At 70.9% G+C, this 17188-nt stretch carries 14 protein-coding genes, 4 tRNA genes and 1 pseudogene; 6 read left to right on the forward strand and 13 right to left on the reverse strand.

The window, feature by feature from the left end; translation table 11 throughout:
- Positions 1 to 2 precede the first annotated feature (2 nt).
- From thrS to ACZZY9_RS01730, 3 genes are all read right to left on the reverse strand, one after another.
- On the reverse strand, positions 3 to 1967 hold the full coding sequence (gene thrS, locus ACZZY9_RS01720) for a threonine--tRNA ligase (protein ID WP_463464620.1): 1965 nt from the start codon (positions 1965 to 1967) through the stop codon (positions 3 to 5).
- A 95-nt stretch (positions 1968 to 2062) separates the two neighbouring features.
- A complete protein-coding gene (gene sufU, locus ACZZY9_RS01725) occupies positions 2063 to 2569 on the reverse strand; it encodes a Fe-S cluster assembly sulfur transfer protein SufU (protein ID WP_463462747.1) in 507 nt (168 codons plus the stop codon).
- Positions 2566 to 3891, reverse strand: a complete 1326-nt coding sequence (locus ACZZY9_RS01730; RefSeq protein WP_463464621.1) for an aminotransferase class V-fold PLP-dependent enzyme — start codon at positions 3889 to 3891, stop codon at positions 2566 to 2568. Before ACZZY9_RS01730 ends, sufU begins: the two co-directional genes overlap by 4 nt.
- A 231-nt stretch (positions 3892 to 4122) precedes the next feature.
- On the opposite strand from ACZZY9_RS01730, the gene ACZZY9_RS01735 reads away from it, so the two are divergent.
- The gene (locus tag ACZZY9_RS01735) at positions 4123 to 5343 is read left to right on the forward strand and encodes a cobalamin-independent methionine synthase II family protein (protein WP_463462748.1); all 1221 of its coding nucleotides are present in this window, start codon (positions 4123 to 4125) and stop codon (positions 5341 to 5343) included.
- Positions 5344 to 5424: 81 nt separating this feature from the next.
- Here the strand turns inward: ACZZY9_RS01735 and ACZZY9_RS01740 are convergent.
- The 4 genes and pseudogenes from ACZZY9_RS01740 to ACZZY9_RS01755 form a co-directional block, all read right to left on the reverse strand.
- A pseudogene (locus ACZZY9_RS01740) lies at positions 5425 to 6224 on the reverse strand (amino acid ABC transporter ATP-binding protein).
- Positions 6214 to 6879, reverse strand: coding sequence for an amino acid ABC transporter permease (locus tag ACZZY9_RS01745; protein WP_463462749.1), 666 nt, complete (start codon positions 6877 to 6879; stop codon positions 6214 to 6216). Before ACZZY9_RS01745 ends, ACZZY9_RS01740 begins: the two are co-directional and overlap by 11 nt.
- A gap of 2 nt (positions 6880 to 6881) precedes the next feature.
- Positions 6882 to 7742, reverse strand: coding sequence for a transporter substrate-binding domain-containing protein (locus ACZZY9_RS01750; protein ID WP_463462750.1), 861 nt, complete (start codon positions 7740 to 7742; stop codon positions 6882 to 6884).
- A gap of 184 nt (positions 7743 to 7926) precedes the next feature.
- Complete coding sequence (locus ACZZY9_RS01755) at positions 7927 to 8691, reverse strand: NRDE family protein (protein ID WP_463462751.1); 765 nt, start codon at positions 8689 to 8691, stop codon at positions 7927 to 7929.
- Between the two features lie 242 nt (positions 8692 to 8933).
- Here ACZZY9_RS01755 and coaBC point away from each other — a divergent pair, with 242 nt between their 5' ends.
- On the forward strand, positions 8934 to 10187 hold the full coding sequence (coaBC, locus tag ACZZY9_RS01760; RefSeq protein WP_463464622.1) for a bifunctional phosphopantothenoylcysteine decarboxylase/phosphopantothenate--cysteine ligase CoaBC: 1254 nt from the start codon (positions 8934 to 8936) through the stop codon (positions 10185 to 10187).
- A gap of 208 nt (positions 10188 to 10395) precedes the next feature.
- Here coaBC and ACZZY9_RS01765 read toward each other — a convergent pair.
- The 3 genes from ACZZY9_RS01765 to ACZZY9_RS01775 all read right to left on the reverse strand — a co-directional run bounded on the left by ACZZY9_RS01765 (position 10396) and on the right by ACZZY9_RS01775 (position 10741).
- Positions 10396 to 10467, reverse strand: a tRNA-Val gene (locus ACZZY9_RS01765).
- 62 nt (positions 10468 to 10529) lie between these two features.
- Positions 10530 to 10603 (reverse strand) — tRNA-Cys (locus ACZZY9_RS01770).
- A gap of 66 nt (positions 10604 to 10669) precedes the next feature.
- Positions 10670 to 10741, reverse strand: a tRNA-Gly gene (locus tag ACZZY9_RS01775).
- A 174-nt stretch (positions 10742 to 10915) separates the two neighbouring features.
- On the opposite strand from ACZZY9_RS01775, the gene ACZZY9_RS01780 reads away from it, so the two are divergent.
- Positions 10916 to 10991: transfer RNA gene (locus ACZZY9_RS01780), tRNA-Val, on the forward strand.
- Positions 10992 to 11166: 175 nt separating this feature from the next.
- On the opposite strand, the gene ACZZY9_RS01785 is transcribed toward ACZZY9_RS01780, so the two are convergent.
- Both ACZZY9_RS01785 and zapE read right to left on the reverse strand, forming a co-directional pair.
- Complete coding sequence (locus tag ACZZY9_RS01785) at positions 11167 to 12450, reverse strand: ammonium transporter (RefSeq protein WP_463462752.1); 1284 nt, start codon at positions 12448 to 12450, stop codon at positions 11167 to 11169.
- Between the two features lie 234 nt (positions 12451 to 12684).
- Entirely contained in the window at positions 12685 to 13701 is a 1017-nt protein-coding gene (zapE, locus tag ACZZY9_RS01790) for a cell division protein ZapE (protein ID WP_463462753.1), read from the reverse strand.
- 223 nt (positions 13702 to 13924) lie between these two features.
- Between zapE and ACZZY9_RS01795 the strand changes: the two genes are divergently transcribed.
- Genes ACZZY9_RS01795 through ACZZY9_RS01805 form a run of 3 tightly spaced genes read left to right on the forward strand, consistent with a single transcriptional unit; the run spans position 13925 to position 16019 of the window.
- Positions 13925 to 14824, forward strand: a complete 900-nt coding sequence (locus ACZZY9_RS01795; protein ID WP_463462754.1) for a sulfurtransferase — start codon at positions 13925 to 13927, stop codon at positions 14822 to 14824.
- Positions 14821 to 15264, forward strand: coding sequence for a SufE family protein (locus tag ACZZY9_RS01800; RefSeq protein ID WP_243215059.1), 444 nt, complete (start codon positions 14821 to 14823; stop codon positions 15262 to 15264). The genes ACZZY9_RS01795 and ACZZY9_RS01800 overlap by 4 nt, the downstream gene beginning before the upstream one ends.
- Positions 15261 to 16019, forward strand: a complete 759-nt coding sequence (locus tag ACZZY9_RS01805) for a dihydrofolate reductase family protein (RefSeq protein WP_463462755.1) — start codon at positions 15261 to 15263, stop codon at positions 16017 to 16019. The genes ACZZY9_RS01800 and ACZZY9_RS01805 overlap by 4 nt, the downstream gene beginning before the upstream one ends.
- On the opposite strand, the gene ACZZY9_RS01810 is transcribed toward ACZZY9_RS01805, so the two are convergent.
- Complete coding sequence (locus ACZZY9_RS01810; RefSeq protein ID WP_463462756.1) at positions 15940 to 17178, reverse strand: alpha/beta hydrolase family protein; 1239 nt, start codon at positions 17176 to 17178, stop codon at positions 15940 to 15942. The two genes, ACZZY9_RS01805 and ACZZY9_RS01810, sit on opposite strands and share 80 nt — an antisense overlap.
- Positions 17179 to 17188: the final 10 nt, after the last annotated feature.

Consider the following 17188-nt stretch of genomic DNA (forward strand, 5'->3'; position numbering starts at 1 on the left):
GGTCAGACCTGGGCCTTGGTCTGGATCGCCGTGAGGATCTTCGCGATCGCGTCGTCGATCGGGACGCCGTTCTCCTGCGTTCCGTCGCGGTAGCGGAAGCTCACCGCACCCGCGGCGCGGTCCTCTTCGCCGGCGATCAGCTGGTACGGCACCTTGGACTTCGTGTGCGTGCGGATCTTCTTCGGGAACCGGTCGACGCCGTGGTCGACCCGGGCGCGGACGCCCTCGGCTCGGAGGCGCTCCACCACGCCGTCGAGGTACTCGCCGTACTCGTCGGCCACGGGCACGGCGACGACCTGCTCGGGCGAGAGCCACACGGGGAACGCACCGGCGTAGTGCTCGGTCAGCACACCGAAGAAGCGCTCGATCGTGCCGAAGAGGGCGCGGTGGATCATGACCGGCCGCTGGCGCGTGCCGTCCGCCGCCGCGTACTCGAGGTCGAAGCGCTCCGGCAGGTTGAAGTCGAGCTGGACGGTCGACATCTGCCAGGTGCGCCCGATGGCGTCGCGCGCCTGGACGGAGATCTTGGGCCCGTAGAACGCGGCCCCGCCGGGGTCGGGCACGAGGTCGAGACCGGACTCCTCCGCGACCTCGCGGAGGGTCGCCGTCGCGGTCTCCCAGATGTCGTCGTCGCCGACGTACTTCTCGGGGTCTTTTGTCGAGAGCTCGAGGTAGAAGTCGGTCAGGCCGTAGTCGCGGAGCAGCGAGAGCACGAAGTTCAGCGTGCCGGTCAGCTCGTCTTTCATCTTGTCGCGGGTCGTGAAGATGTGCGCGTCGTCCTGGGTCATGCCCCGGACCCTGGTCAGCCCGTGGATGACGCCGGACTTCTCGTTGCGGTACACCGTGCCGAACTCGAACAGGCGGAGCGGCAGGTCGCGGTACGACCGGGGCTGCGACCGGTAGGCGAGGATGTGCATCGGGCAGTTCATGGGCTTGAGGTAGTAGTCGGCGCCCTGACGGGTGATCTCGCCCTCGTCGTTCCGGGCCTCGTCGAGCTTCATCGCCGGGAACATGCCGTCCTTGTACCAGCCGAGGTGACCCGAGGTCTCGAACAGGCTCGCCTTGGTGATGTGCGGCGTGTAGACGAAGTCGTACCCGGCGGCCTCGTGACGTCGCCTGGAGTAGTCCTCCATCTCTCGACGAATGATGCCGCCCTTGGGGTGGAAGATCGCGAGACCGGAGCCGATCTCGTCGGGGAACGAGAACAGGTCGAGCTCGACGCCGAGCTTGCGGTGGTCGCGCTTCGCGGCCTCCTCGAGTCGCGACTGGTACGCGCGCAGCTCGTCTTTGGTGGGCCAGGCGGTGCCGTAGATGCGCTGCAGCTGCGGGTTCTTCTCGGAGCCCCGCCAGTAGGCCGCCGCCACCCGCATCAGCTTCGTGGCATTGCCGAGGAGGCGCGTGCTCGGCAGGTGGGGACCACGGCAGAGGTCGTACCAGATCACGTCGCCGGTCTTGGGGTCGACGTTGTCGTAGACGGTGAGCTCGGCGCCACCGACCTCGACGGACTCGCCGTCGTCGCCGATCTCGTCGCTCGACCCGCCCTTGAGGCCGATCAGCTCGAGCTTGTACGGCTCGGCCGCCAGCAGCTCGCGGGCCTCGGCGTCGGTGACGACCCGGCGACGGAAGCGCTGGCCCTGCTTGATGATGCGCTCCATCCCCTTCTCGATCGCCTTGAGGTCGTCGGGGGTGAAGGGCTCGGCCACGTCGAAGTCGTAGTAGAAGCCGTCGGTGACGGGCGGCCCGATGCCGAGCTTGGCCGCGGGGTTGATCGCCTGGACGGCCTGCGCCATGACGTGCGCGGCCGAGTGCCGGAGGATGGCGAGACCGTCGGGCGACCCGATCAGGACCGGCTCGGCGACGTCGCCCGCGTGGAGCTCGGTCGCCAGATCGCGCAGCTCGCCGCCGACCCGCAGCGCCACCACCGACCGGTCCGTGAAGATCTCGAACCCCGTCGTCGTCTCGGACACCTCGACGGGCTGCAGGTCGGTCGAGGCGGGGGCGGCGGGGACGGTCTGATCTGTCACGGTCGTGAGGTTCCTTACGTGGGAGGGACCACGCCAGTTTAGACGGGCGCGGAGCCGGGATCGATCGTGCCCCGCGCCTCCTCGGCCCTCCCAGTCGGGACGGCCGCGAGCTCGGTCGCGCACGCCTCGGCGGCCACCCAGGCGAGCATCCCGCACTTGACGCGCATGACGAACTTCGAGACGCCGTGGAAGGCGACCGCGTCGCCGAGCACCTCGTCGTCGGGCTCGCCCGCCCCGCGGGAGCGCATCATCGCGCGGTACTCGTCGATCAGCAGCCGCAGCTCGGGCAGGGTGCGGCCGGGGGCCAGCTCGCTGAGGACCGAGGCGGACGCCATCGAGATGGAGCAGCCGGCGCCCTGCCAGGCGAAGCCGTCGATGCGGCCGGTGACCTCGTCGACCGAGAGCCGGACGGTGATCTCGTCGCCGCAGGTGGGGTTCCGCTCGAAGTGCTCGGCCTGCGCGCCGGGCAGCTCGCCGTCGCCGTGCCGTCGCTTCGCGTGATCGAGGATGACCTGCTGGTAGAGGGAGTCGAGGGAGGCGCTCATCGCTCGGACCCCTCGACCCCGAAGTACGCCCGGACTCCGGCGACGCCGTCGAGGAGGCGGTCCACCTCGGCCTCGGTGCTGAACAGGTACGTGCTGGCGCGGGTGGTCGCGGCGACGCCGAGGCGCCGGTGCAGTGGCTGCGCGCAGTGGTGCCCCACGCGGACCGCGATGCCCGAGGCGTCGAGGTACTGCCCGACGTCATGCGCGTGCACCCCGTCGACGACGAATGACGCCAGACCGGAGCGGGCCACACCCGCGGGTGGTCCGACGACGCGGACGCCGGGGACCGCGGCGAGACCTGCGACGAGTCGCTCGGCCAGCGTCTCTTCGTGCACGCGGATACGATCGAGACCGACGGCCTCGAGGTAGCGGACGGCCTCGGCCAGCGCCACGGCCTGCGACACCGGCTGGGTGCCCGCCTCGAAGCGCTGCGGCGAGGGCAGGTACTCGGAGCCCTCGAGCGTCACGGTGGTGATCATCGAACCGCCCGTCTTGAACGGCGGCAGCGCGTCGAGCAGCTCGGCCCGCCCGTAGAGGACGCCGATGCCGGTCGGGCCGAGCATCTTGTGCCCCGAGAAGGCGGCGAAGTCGACCCCCAGGGCCGGGAGGTCGAGCGGTCGGTGCGGCGCCGACTGACAGGCGTCGAGCACGACGAGGGCGTCGACGGCGTGGGCGGCCTCGACGAGGCGCTCGACCTCGGCGATCTGCCCGGTGACGTTCGACACGTGCGCGAACGCCACGATGCGGGTGCGGTCGCCGAGCAGGGCGATCAGGTCGTCCGCCGACCAGACGCCGGCGTCGTCGACCGGGACGAAGCGGAGCACGGCCCCGGTCGTCGCCGCGAGCTCCTGCCAGGGCACCAGGTTCGCGTGGTGCTCGGCCTCGGTGAGCACGATCTCGTCTCCGGGACGGAGGGCGAACCGGCGGGCCGGTGCTCCCCCGCGACCGTGCGTCGCGTTCGCGAAGCCGTAGGCGACGAGGTTCAGGGCGTCGGTCGCGTTCGCCGTCCAGACGATCTCGTCGACGGAGGCGCCGACGAACCCGGCGACGGTGGCCCGGGCGTCTTCGAAGGCCTCGGTCGCGAGACCGGCGAGGGTGTGCGCGCCGCGGTGCACGGCCGAGTTGATCGTCTCGAGGAACACCCGCTCCGCGTCGAGCACGCTCGACGGGCGCTGCGCCGTGGCCCCCGAGTCGAGGTAGGCGAGCGGCTCGTCGTTCACCGTCTGGTCGAGCAGGGGGAAGTCGGCACGGAGACGCTGCACCTCGGACTCGGAGAGCCCCGAAGCGAGGGAGGCGCGGGTCGCGTCGGCAGCGCCGGTCACGTCGGCAGCGCCGGTCGAGTCGGATGGGCCGGTCACGTCGGACGGGCTGGGCCTTGCGGAGATCTGGGTCACGGTGTCCTTTCCCGTCGATCCTATTGATCGTCGCCGACGGTACGACGACCCAACGGCCCGGCTGCCCCGCGTGTTCCCACCACTCCGGCGCATGACGCCGTGTGACGCGCGCCGCGGAGGGGGTGGCGCCGGGTCCGCAGCCCGGCCAGCATGAAGTGCATGAGCCCCGACCGCATCGAGACCAGTCACGCCGGCAGCCTGCCGCGCACCCCCGAACTCATCGCCGCCAACGACGCCCGCGCCCTAGCTCCCGACGGATTCACGCTCGAACGGACCCCCGAGTTCGACGAGCTGCTGACCGCGGCCGTCGCCGACCTCGTCCGCCGGCAGGAGGATCTCGGCATCACGATCGTCGGAGACGGCGAGTACGGCAAGGCCATGACGAGCGCCGTCGACTACGGCGCCTGGTGGTCGTACTCGTTCCAGCGGGTCGGCGGGCTGTCGTTGACCGGCTCTGACATCTTCAGCCAGCAGCCGGTTCGCTCGGGCCCCGGCGACGTGCGCCTGACGTCGTTCCCCGACCGGCGCGACTGGCAGAGGTTCCACGACGCGTACACCGACCCCTCGTCGGGCATCGGCACGGGCTCGGGGGCGACGCCGTTCCCCAGCACGACCGGGCCGCTGGCCTACGTCGGGCAGAACGCCATCGCCTCCGACATCGCCAACCTCACGACCGGCGTCGCGGCCGGCCACGCCACGTCGGCCTTCATCACCTCGCTGTCGCCGGGCAGCGGAGCCCGCATCGCGAACGACTTCTACGCCACCGAGGAGGAGCACATCTGGGCCTGGGCCGAGGTGCTGCGCGAGGAGTACCTCGCCATCACCGGTGCGGGCCTCGTCGTGCAGATCGACGACCCCTCGATCGCCGAGAACTGGGACCAGATCAACCCCGAGCCGAGCATCGACGACTACCGGGCGTTCACCCGCATCCGCGTCGAGGCGCTGAATCACGCCCTCCGCGGCATCCCGCCCGAGCTGGTGCGATTCCATCTCTGCTGGGGATCCTGGCACGGCCCGCACACCACGGACATCGAGTTCCGGCACATCGTCGACCTGATGCTCGAGATCGACGCGGGCTCGTACTCGTTCGAGGCCGCGAACGTACGCCACGAGCACGAGTGGAAGATCTGGCGCGACGTCGAGCTGCCCGCCGGCAAGACGATCGCCCCCGGTGTGGTGAGTCACGCGACCAACGTCGTCGAGCATCCCGAGCTGGTCGCGGACCGCATCGAGGCATTCGCGTCGACCGTCGGCCCCGACCGGGTCGTCGCCTCGACGGACTGCGGTCTCGGCGGGCGGATCCACCCGCAGATCGCCGTCGCGAAGCTCGCGTCGCTCGGCGAGGGCGCCCGCATCGCGTCGCACCGCCTCTTCGGCTGAGACCGCTCGACGGGCACGACCCGCGCCTCCTGCGGTCACGAGGCCGAGGAGGCGCGGGTCGTCGCAGCCGGGCGGGTCGCGTCAGTCGTCGAGCGGTTTGAGCACGCGCCGGAGGAACTGCTGCGTGCGGGCTTCGCGCGGGCGGCTCAGCACGTCGGCCGGGCGCCCGCGCTCGACGACCACGCCGGCGTCCATGAAGACGAGCTCGTCGGCGACGCGCCGGGCGAACTCGAGCTCGTGGGTGACGACGATCATCGTCCAGCCGTCGTCGGCCAGCTCCTTGACGACCGTGAGGACGTCACCGACGAGCTCGGGGTCGAGCGCCGAGGTGGGCTCGTCGAAGAGCAGCAGCTCGGGCGCAGCGCCAGGGCTCGGACGATGCCCACGCGCTGTTGCTGCCCACCGGACAGCTCGGCGGGGTAGGCGTCGGCCTTCTCGGCGAGGCCCACCCGGGCGAGCAGCGTTCCGGCCTCGGCCCGCGCCTCCTCCGGGTCGCGCTTCTGCACGCGCACCGGGCCCTCGACGACGTTCTGCAGCACGGTCAGGTGCGGAAAGAGATTGAAGTGCTGGAAGACCATCGACGAGCGGTCGCGGAGGGCCGTGAGGTCGCGCTTGCCGACCTTGGCGCCGAAGTCGATCGATCGGCCGTCGGAGAGGGTCACCGTGCCGGCGTCGGGGACCTCGAGGCTGTTGAGCGACCGCAGGACGGTCGTCTTGCCCGAGCCGGAGGGCCCGATGATGGCGACGACCCGACCACGACGGACGTCGAGGTCGATGCCGCGGAGGACCTCGTTCTCGCCGAAGCTCTTGCGCAGACCACGGACGGTCAGGACGGTCGCATCGGCGCCCGATGCCGGAGGCGGGGTGACGTCAGCGGGCAACGTGGCGGTCCAATCTCTTCTCGAGGGCGTCCTGTCCGAACGACAGGATGAGGCAGATGACCCAGTAGACCAGGGCTGCCTCGAGGTAGATCAGCAGGAACTCGTTCGAGACCGTCGCGATCTGCTGCGCCTGGCGGAACAGCTCGACGACGAGGATGACGCTCGCGAGGGAGGTGTCCTTCACGAGGCTGATGAACGTGTTCGACAGCGGCGGCACCGACACCCGCGCGGCCTGCGGCAGGATGATCCGCCGGAGGGCGAGCCCCCGCGACATGCCGATCGTGTGCGCGGCCTCCCATTGGCCCTTCGGCACCGAGAGGATGGCCGCGCGGATGACCTCTGCGGCGTACCCGCCCACGTTCAACGAGAACGCGATGATGGCGCTGGGCCACGGGTCGAGTCGGATGCCGAGCGAGGGCAGACCGTAGAAGACGACGAACAGCTGGACCAGCAGCGGCGTCCCGCGGATGACCGAAGTGTAGAACCGGGCGATGCCGGCCAGCCAGATCCGCCCCGACAGTCGCATCAGCGCGATCACGATGGCGATGACGAGGCCGAGGGCCATCGAGATCAACGCCAGAGGGATCGACGCGACGAGCGCTCCCGACACGATCGGCCAGAGCGACCGCGCGAAGAGGTCGAAGGTGGATTGCACGACTACTCGCTGACGTCCTGGCCGAAGTACTGGTCGGAGATCTCGGCGAGAGTGCCATCGGCCTTGAGCTCGGCGAGGGCGTCGTCGATGGCCGCGACGAGGTCGTCGCTGCCCTTCGTGGTGACGAGCGCCGAGTTCGAGACGTCGTCGGTCGTCGCAGCGATCTTGATCGCGGCCGCCTTGTCGGGGTTCGTCTTGACGTAGTCGAGGAACGTCAGCTCGTCGTTCACGGTCGCGTCGATGCGGCCCTGCTCGAGCAGCGCGACCGACTGGGCCCAGCCCTCGACCACCTGCACGTCGGCACCGGCGTCCTTGGCCGTCGTGTAGAAGTTGCTCGACTGCGACTGCGCCGTGGTCTTTCCCTCGAGGTCGGCCAGCGAGGTGATGTCGGTGGTGTCGGCGGCCGTGATGACGGCGCCGCGGCTCACCGTGTACGGCGTCGAGAAGTCGAAGCTCGCCTCACGCTCGTCGGTGATCGAGATCTGGTTCGCGACGATGTCGAACCGCCCCGCGTCGAGCCCGGCCAGCAGCGCGTCGAACTGGGTCTCCTCGAACTTCGGAGTGAGGTCGAGCTTCTCGGCGACGGCCGTGGCGACGTCGACGTCGTAGCCCGTGAGCGCCCCGGAGCCGCCCTCGTGGTAGGTGAAGGGCTGGTACGTGCCCTCGGTGCCGATGACGAGCTCGCCGGACTCCCGGATGTCGTCGAGGCTCTTCGCCGCGCTCGTGTCGGCGGTCGCATCGCCGGTCTGCGTGACGACGCCGTCGGTCGAGGCGGGGGCGCAGGCCGTCAGCGCGAGGGCTGCAGCGGCGACGACGCCGGCGACGGAGAGGCGACGGACGGAGCGGGGGGCGGTGATCTTCACGGGGTTCCTTTGCGGAGACTCGGGGTCGGACGAGCCACCCGACCCTAACGCCGTCAGTGGCGGTGGGATTCCCGATGTCCTCCCGTGACCTCGGGACGGCTGCGATCGGCCTCTCCGGGCGGGCCCGGTGGCGAGCCCGGCGGTGAGCTCGGCGGCGGGCCCGGTGGGGAGCTCAGGGGCGAGCTCAGCGGCGGGCCAGCGCCTCGATCACCGACGGGGCGCCGTCGAGCCGGATGTGCCGGTGGGCGACGCTCGTCGCCGAGACCGCGACGGCGCTCAACGAGAGAGACGAGAAGAGCTTCCCGTCGACCAGGTCGGAGCGGATGAGCGCGTCGTCGTCGTCCACCGCGAGGGCGCTGCTCTCGCGGATCAGATCGAGCCACGGAGCCCAGTCGCCCTCGCCGCCGGCGTCGGTCTCCCCATCGCCTGCCGACGATAGAGGACCCGAAGGAGGCGCGACGTCGCGGAACCGGGGCAGCCAGCGATCGACGCGGGGCACGCTCCGATCGTCGGGTGCGGCGTGGGTCAGCATGTGGACGCCGGGGGCGAGACGGGTGGACCGGGTGGCGGAGCCGTCCCAGGCGGAGTGGGTCGCGCCTCCTCGGTCCGCGGTCAGCAGGTTGAAGGTGCGCGTCCGCTGCGGGCCGACGGGCAGGGCGCCGTCGGCCGCGGCCCGCAGCGGGAGGGACCCCCGCGTCGCCCAGCCGCCCTCGGGCGAGGGCGGCTCCTCATGACGGTTCAGCACGACGCTCGCCCGGCTCGGCTCCGTGGCGACGGCCAGCCAGGCGCCCCCGGCCTCGCGGTCGTGCACGCCGGTGACCCGGTCGCCGAGCTCGGGCCACCAGGCGCCGGGCTCGTCCCACGGGCGGTCGGGGGATTCGTCGCGCAGCCCGAAGAACACGACAGGCCAGTCGGAGTCGGGGGCGATCGAGACGACGACGGTGCACATGAGGGTCCTCCGGGTGGGTGTCTCGCGCCCGGTCGCGGCGCGGCGACGCGGACGACGATCTGACGGGCGGCCACGAGATGCGGCATCGTGGGAGTGCAACGCTACCGACCGGGCCCCCGGGTCGGCCGACCGTCCGCCACCGATCGACAGGGCATCCCGTGACCCACGACTCCTCCCCGCACTCCCCCGCCGACGCGACCGACCCGACCGACGAGACCGACCCGACCGGATCGTCGCGGCGACTGAACGTCGTGGTCGGCATCTCGGGCGGGATCGCGGCGTACAAGGCCGTCGGCGTCGTCCGGGGGCTCGTGCTGCAGGGTCACGACGTGCACGTCGTGCCGACCGAGGCGGCCCTGCGATTCGTCGGCGCACCGACCCTCGAGGCGATCAGCCGCAACCCCGTGCACACGTCGGTCTTCGACGACGTCGCGCAGGTGCGGCACGTCGCGCTCGGGCAGCAGGCCGACCTGATCGTCGTCGCCCCCGCCACCGCTCACACCCTCGCCAAGATCGCTCACGGTCTCTCCGACGATCTGCTCGGCACGACGATCCTCGCCAGCACCGCGCCGCTCGTCGTCGCCCCCGCGATGCACACCGAGATGTGGGGCAACGCGGCGACCGTCGCCAACATCGAGCTCCTCCGCGGACGCGGGGTCACGGTGGTCGGACCCGCCGACGGACCGCTCACCGGCGGCGACTCGGGGCCGGGGCGACTGAGCGAGCCGGACGAGATCGTCGCGGCGGCGCTCGCGGTGGCGACCCGCGCCTCCTCGGCTGGTCCGGCGGGAACCGAGGAGGCGCGGGTCGCCGATCTCGCCGGCGTCCGCGTGGTCGTATCCGCAGGCGGCACCCGCGAGCCCCTCGACCCGGTGCGGTTCATCGGAAACCGCTCGACCGGCAAGCAGGGTGCGGCCATCGCCCTGGCCGCGGCTCGACGGGGCGCGGACGTGACCGTCGTCGCCGCCGAGTTGGACGGGGCGGTGATGCAGTCGCTGGCCGCAGCACCGACGATCCGCGTGGTGCCCGTCTCGTCCGCGCTCGAGCTGGAGACCGCCATGGGCGTCGAGGCGACCTCGCACGACGTCGTCGTGATGACCGCAGCCGTGGCCGACTACCGGCCGGCCGAGGTCGCCGCCGGGAAGATCAAGAAGGACGACACCGGCGACGAACTGATCGTGCGACTGGTCCGCAACCCTGACATCCTGGCGGGTCTGGTCGCCGCTCGCCGCCCGGGCCAGATCGTGGTCGGCTTCGCCGCCGAGACGACGGAGGACCGCGACGAGCTCGTGGCGCTAGGGCGCACGAAGCAGTTGCGGAAGGGCGCCGACCTGCTCGTGCTGAACTCGGTGGGATGGACCACAGGCTTCGGCGCCGACGACACCGCGGTGATCGTCATCGACCGTGAGGGCTCGGAGGTCGCCGAGGCCCACGGGTCGAAGCAGGAGGTCGCCGACGCCCTGCTCGACGCGGTGGCGGAGCGCCTGGTCGAGTAGCGCCGGACGCCCACGCGTGGGGAGATCGGCGCCGAGTCCGGGCGAGTGCGGCCGAGACGGTCGTCGCGAGCCGACCGCTTTGGCCGGACACGCCCGCATGGGCGGCCTGCGCACGGACAGACCGATGGGCCGCCGCGCGGACAGCCCGACGGGCCGACCACACCCGGACACGACGAAAGCCCCGGCGGATGCCGGGGCTTTCGGTGTGTGAGCGATACTGGGATCGAACCAGCGACCTCTTCCGTGTCAGGGAAGCGCGCTACCGCTGCGCCAATCGCTCAAAACTGTGTTCACATCTATTGCGGATTACTGCATCGAGTGTAGACCTGAGTCTGCATCGATTGGAGGTGGAGACGGGATTTGAACCCGCGTGAACGGCTTTGCAGGCCGGTGCCTCGCCTCTCGGCCACTCCACCATACGAGCAGCCCCCCAGAGGGAGGCCACCAGTCGGTGGACCACCCTCTGGTGAGCTTGACACTCGAGCGGATGACGAGATTCGAACTCGCGACCCTCACCTTGGCAAGGTGATGCGCTACCACTGCGCCACATCCGCATTTCGCTTTGCATTTCTGCGTGCAAAAGAACAATACCCACACCCCGGACCAGATACCAAATCGAGTCGGCCTCGTGTCTTGTCGGGGCCGATCCGGCCGCACCGCGCCTCCTGCAGGGCCGTGTCGAATGGCGCTCCGGCACCCGCATGCACTAGCATCGACGAGTCCCGCAGGGGCGATTGGCGCAGTTGGTAGCGCGCTTCCTTCACACGGAAGAGGTCATCGGTTCGAGTCCGGTATCGCCCACCAGGCAGACGAGAAAAGGGCCCCGCAGATGCGGGGCCCTTTTCTCGTTCCGGTCGCTTCGACCCGGCTAGAGTGCGGTGCACGGCCGTATCCGCACCGACGAGCGAGCCGGGGACGCGGAACGGCCCCGGTCGTCTGACCGGGGCCGTCCTCGTGGTGCGGGTGATGCCGGGGGTGCCTACTGGCGCGAGTTCTCGAGGACGTAGCCCTCTTCGCCGTGGATGGCGAGGTCGATGCCGGCCACCTCGTCCTCGTTCTTCACGCGGAACCCGATGGTCTTCTCGATGACGAAGCCGATCAGGTAGGCGAGCACGAACGAGTAGACCATGACGGCCAGGGCCGAGACGGCCTGGATCCCCAGCTGGTCGAACGAACCCGAGAAGATCAGCCCGCTGCCGTTGGCGAAGAAGCCGAGGTAGAGGGTTCCGATCAGACCGCCGACGAGGTGGATGCCGACGACGTCGAGCGAGTCGTCGAAGCCGAGCTTGAACTTGAGGTCGATCGCGAGGGCGCAGACCGCACCGGCGACGACACCGAGCACCATGGCCCAGAACGGCGTGAGGGCGGCGCAAGCGGGGGTGATCGCGACGAGGCCGGCGACGGCACCCGAGGCGGCGCCGATCGAGGTCGCCTTGCCGTCCTTGATCTTCTCGACGACGAGCCAGCCGAGGATGGCCGCCGCCGGCGCGGCGATCGTGTTCAGGAACGCGAGGGCGGCGACGCCGTCGGCCGCGAGCTCGGAGCCGGCGTTGAAGCCGAACCAGCCGAACCAGAGGAGACCGGCGCCCAGCAGCACGAAGGGCGGGTTGTGCGGCTTGTCGGCGCCCTTGGCGAAGCCGACCCGCTTGCCGAGCACGAGGGCCAGGGCGAGGGCCGCGGCTCCCGCGTTGATGTGGACCGCCGTGCCACCGGCGAAGTCGATCACGCCCATGCTGGCGATCCAGCCGCCGTCGACCACCGAGCCGTCCTCACCCAGCGTGAAGTTGAAGACCCAGCTGGCGACCGGGAAGTAGACGATGGTCACCCAGACCCCGGCGAAGATCATCCAGGCGCCGAACTTGGCGCGGTCGGCGATGGCACCCGAGATGAGAGCGACCGTGATGATCGCGAAGGTCGCCTGGAAGGCGGCGAAGGCGATGGTCGGGTAGGCGCCGGCCGGGTCCTGGCTGTCGACGAACAGCGAGTTCAGGCTGAACATCGAGGGGTCGAAGCCGAAGACGCCGTCCCAGCCGATGTAGGTGTCGGTGCCGGCGGGGCCCTCGGGTCCGTTCGAGAAGGCGATCGAGTAGCCGAACAGGACCCAGAGGACGGCGATGAGGCCCATGGCCCCGAAGCTCAGCATCATCATGCTGATGACGCTCTTGGCCTTGACCAGGCCGCCGTAGAAGAACGCCAGGCCGGGGGTCATGAGCAGCACTAGTGCTGCTGTGATCAGCATGAAGGCGGTATTGCCTTGATCCATCTGTGAGTCACCTCTCGATTCGGGAGCCAGGGGCAACGGTCGGCCGCCCGACCGTGAGGTTTCACGGGCTGCGGGGGCGGGACCGGGGTGCGGCTCTCAGTGTCGTGGGGTGAGGTTTCGTTGCGTGTGCACCGATGTTTCGGGAATGTAACGCGATTCGGACGCGTGTAAACAACGTGTTTCGCACCGGTCCGGAACGACCGCCGAGGGGCTGTGGAGGCGATCGGAGCGGCGTCAGAGGGACGTCAGCGCCACCAGTCGCGAGACGGCCCGCAGGTACTTCTTGCGGTACCCGCCGGCCAGCATCTCCTCGCCGAAGACGGAGTCGAGCGGGGTGCCGGAGGCGACCACGCGCACCTGACCGTCGTACAACCGGTCGACGAAGGCGACGAAGCGCAGAGCGTCGGTCTGACTGGTGAGAGGAGAGACGTCGCGGAGTCCCACCGCTTCGAGCCCGGCGACGAGCTTGACGTACCGGCTCGGGTGGACCGTCGACAGGTGGGCCACGACGGCGCCGAAGTCGTCGACGGAGACCGGCCCGGTCATGGTGGCGAGCGCGGCGTCGACGTCGTCGGTCACGGATGCGGCCGCCTCGACCTCGCGGCGCCGGTAGTCGTCGCCGTCGATCCGCAGCGTGCGGAACCGGTCGGAGAGCCCCTGGATCTCGCGCAGGAAGTCCGCGGCGGCGAAGCGCCCCTCGCCCAGGGCGTTCGGCGGGGTGTTCGACGTCGCGGCGATCCGGGTGCCGTCGTCGGCGAGGTCGCCGAGCAGTCGCGTCATCATCATCGTGTCGCCCGGGTCGTCGAGCTCGAACTCGTCGATGCAGACGAGCGACGCGCCCTTCAGCTGAGCCGCCGCACCGGCGTAGCCGACCGCCCCGACCAGCGCCGTGTACTCGATGAACGTGCCGAAGTAGCGGCGTCCGCCGCTGCGGTTGAAGAGCGCTGCGAGCAGGTGCGTCTTGCCGACGCCGAACCCGCCGTCGAGATAGAGGCCGGGCAGCACGGCCGGAGCCTCGGCGCGCCTCCTGAACAGGCCTCGTCGGGCGCCGCCCGCGGGTGCGGCGTCGAACGAGCGCACGGCCTCGACGGCCTCGTGCTGCGAGGGGAACGCGTCGTCGGGGCGGTAGTTCTCGAGCGAGGCGTCGACGAACTGCCGAGGAGGCACGAGTGCGGTGACGATCTCGGCTCCCGTGATCGAGGGGGTGCGGTCGACCAGCGAGACGACGCTCGCGGTGGGATCGGGTGACATCGGGGCGGCCTCACGGTCGATCGGGCACGGAGCACGGTGACGCCCGGCGTCCGCCGAGCGATGTGTGGAAGAGTCTCTGGAGTCCCCGGGCGAGGCCAGGGCGCGGTGCGTAGCCTCGACGGGGTCGTACTGCCCCTGAGTTTAGTGCTCACCGGCAACCCGAACATCAGCCGCTCGCGCGGCGCTCCGCAGCAGGCGGAGACACACACCCGGAGGTAAGTCCATGGTCGTCGAGCACGACACGTCCGCCCGTTTCAGCGACTACGCGCACCCCGAACGCCTGGTGAGCACCGACTGGCTGGCGGAGCACCTCGGCTCCCCCGGTCTCGTCGTCGTCGAGTCCGACGAGGACGTCCTGCTCTACGAGACGGGTCACATCCCGGGCGCCGTCAAGATCGACTGGCACCTCGACCTCAACGACCCCGTCCGCCGCGACTACATCGACGGCGAGGGATTCGCCCGACTGATGTCGTCGAAGGGCATCGGACGCGACACGACGATCGTCGTCTACGGCGACAAGAACAACTGGTGGGCCGCCTACGCGCTCTGGGTGTTCTCGCTGTTCGGTCACGACGACGTGCGGCTGCTCGACGGCGGCCGCGCCGCATGGGAGGCCGAGGGACGCGAGTACACGACGGACTCCCCCGAGCCCGAGACGAGCGACTACCCGGTCGTGGAGCGCGACGACACGGTCATCCGCGCCTACAAGGACGACGTGCTCGAGCACCTCGGCAAGCCCCTGATCGACGTCCGCTCCCCCGAGGAGTACTCGGGCGAGCGGACCACCGCCCCCGCCTACCCCGACGAGGGTGCCCTCCGCGCCGGGCACATCCCCTCGGCCGCGAACGTCCCCTGGGGCAGGGCCGCGGCGGAGGACGGGCGGTTCCGTCCCGTCGCCGAGCTCGACGCCATCTACCGCGACGGCGCCGGACTCGAGACCGGCGACGAGGTCGTCGCCTACTGCCGCATCGGCGAGCGGTCGAGCCACACCTGGTTCGTGCTGCACCACCTGATGGGCTTCGAGAACGTCCGCAACTACGACGGCTCGTGGACCGAGTGGGGCAGCGCCGTCCGTGTGCCCATCGTGCAGGGCAGCGAACCCGGAGAGGTCCCCGCCCGGTGACCGGGACCACGCTGCCCGCCGCGCTCGTCGAGATCCGCGAGGAGTTCACGGCGCTGGAGGTGCGCGATCGCCTGCAGCTGCTGCTCGAGTTCTCGAACGAGCTGCCCGACCTGCCGGCCCGGTTCGCCGACCACCCCGACCTGCTCGAACGGGTGGTGGAGTGCCAGAGCCCCGTCTACCTCTTCGTCGAGGTCGTGGACGGTCGCGTCCACCTGCACGCCACCGCCCCGCGGGAGGCCCCGACGACCCGCGGCTTTGCCTCGATCCTCGCTCAGGGCCTCGACGGCCTGACCGTCGACGAGGTGCTGGACGCCGTCCCCGACGACTACCCGCAGACGATCGGTCTGACCGAGGCCGTCAGCCCGCTGCGCATCCGGGGCATGACCGCCCTCCTCGCGCGCGCCAAGCGTCAGATCCGCGACAGGATCGCCACCGCGTGACCCTGCGCGTGCTGCACACGACCGGGCGTCCCCTCGAGACCGGTCTCGAGCTCGACATCGAGCACGAGGCGACGCCCGGTCGCCTGCGCGACCTGTACGCGCCTCCGGCCGCGACCTGGACCCGCCTCAACCTCATCACCGCGGTCAGCGGCGACGCCGCCGGGTCGGACGGCACCTCCGAGACGCTCAGCAACCCGACGGACCGCACCATCCTCGCGGCGATCCGGGCGGTCGCCGACGGGGTCGTCGTCGGAGCGGCCAGCGTCCGCGCCGAGGGCTACCGTGTGCCCAAGACCTCCCGGCTCGTCGTCGTGACCTCCTCGGGCGACCTCTCCGGCCACCGGATGGCCCCGGAGGCCGCCGAGCGCGTGGTCGTCGTCTGCCCCGAGGCCGCGGTGGCGGAGGTCCGGCGCACGCTCGGCGGCGAGGTCGCCCACGCCGCGACCGTCCTGACCTGCGCCGACGAGTCCCGCCGCCTCGAGCCGTCTGCGGTGCTCGACCGGCTGCACGCCCACGGCCTGCTGTCGCTCGTCTGCGAGGGCGGGCCGTCGCTCGCGGGGCAGTTCCTGCACGGCGGACTGGTCGACGAGCTCTGCCTCTCGACCTCGCCGATCGTGATCGGCAGCGGTCTGCCGGTCTTCGGACGCGAGCGCTTCGACCCGTCGCGTCTCACGCTCAGTCAGCTGCTGATGGACGAGCAGAGCGCGCTCTACGCCCGCTGGCTCGTGGAAGACGGCCCAGCCACCCGTCGATGACCCCCTCGAAGCGCTGCGGGTCGAAGTTGTAGAGCTTCGTGTGGCGCGCGGTGTGGAACACCTCGAGACGCACGAGGTCGGGTCGGGCGTCCGCGAGGGCGTGCGACGCCGTCGACGGGACGAACCCGTCGTCGTCGCTGTGCAGCAGCAGAACGGGCACGTCGAGGGCGTCGGCGCCGGCCACGAGGTCGAGTCGATCGAGATCGATCGGGCCGCGCCGCCCGCTCAGACGCGAGAGCGCGGGAGACATCAGGAGGCGCAGCACGAGATCCTGGACGACCCGCGGCACGTGCATGGCCGCCCCCTGGAATCGGAGCGTGGTGCGCCAGTCGACGACCGGGGACTCGAGCACGACGCCCGACACCCGACCGGCCAGCGTCGACCGCGTGACCGCCTGCAGCACGAGCGCCCCGCCCATCGACCAGCCCATCAGCACCAACGACGTCGCCCCGTGCAGCAGGGCGTACGCCATCGCCGACTCGACGTCCGCCCACTCGTCGTCGCCCAGGGCGTAGCGGCCGTCGGGCGACCGGGGCGCGTCGCCGTCGTTCCGGTACGAGACGAGCAACGACGTGTAGCCGTGTCGGCGGAACACGGGCACCGACCGGATCGTCTCGGCGCGGGTGACACCGCGACCGTGCACGCCGATCATCCAGGGGCCCGGTTCCCCGCCCTCGGCCGGCACCAGCCAGGCGGGGGCCGGGCCGACCTCGGTGTCGACCCGCACCTCCTCGGCTTCGAGACCGGCCTCGCCGGGGTCCGACCACAGCCAGCCGCCGATGCGCCCTGAACGGGCCCCGTCGAGCGAGCCGGCGGTCACCTGCTCGACCCTCCGGACGACGACCCGCCCGTCGTCGCCCAGCACCTCGCCCAGACGCGCATGACCACGACCGCCGTCGAACCAGAGGCTGTAGCGGCCAGGGAGGCGCGTGTCGGCCGTCGAGGACAGGCTCACGGTCGACGAGGCGGCGTCGTGACCGACGATGCGCAGGTCGTCGCGGCGCCGGCGCTCGGGCGTGACGATCTTGCGCATCACGGCCACGACGCCCCCGGCGATGACGACGAGCGAGAGAGTGACGGACGAGCCGACCACGATCGCGGTGACGGCCAGGGCCGCCCTCGATCCCCCGGTGGGCGGACGGGACGCTCTGCTGGTCACGACGGACTCC

Source organism: Frigoribacterium sp. AC394 (genome assembly GCF_979258095.1).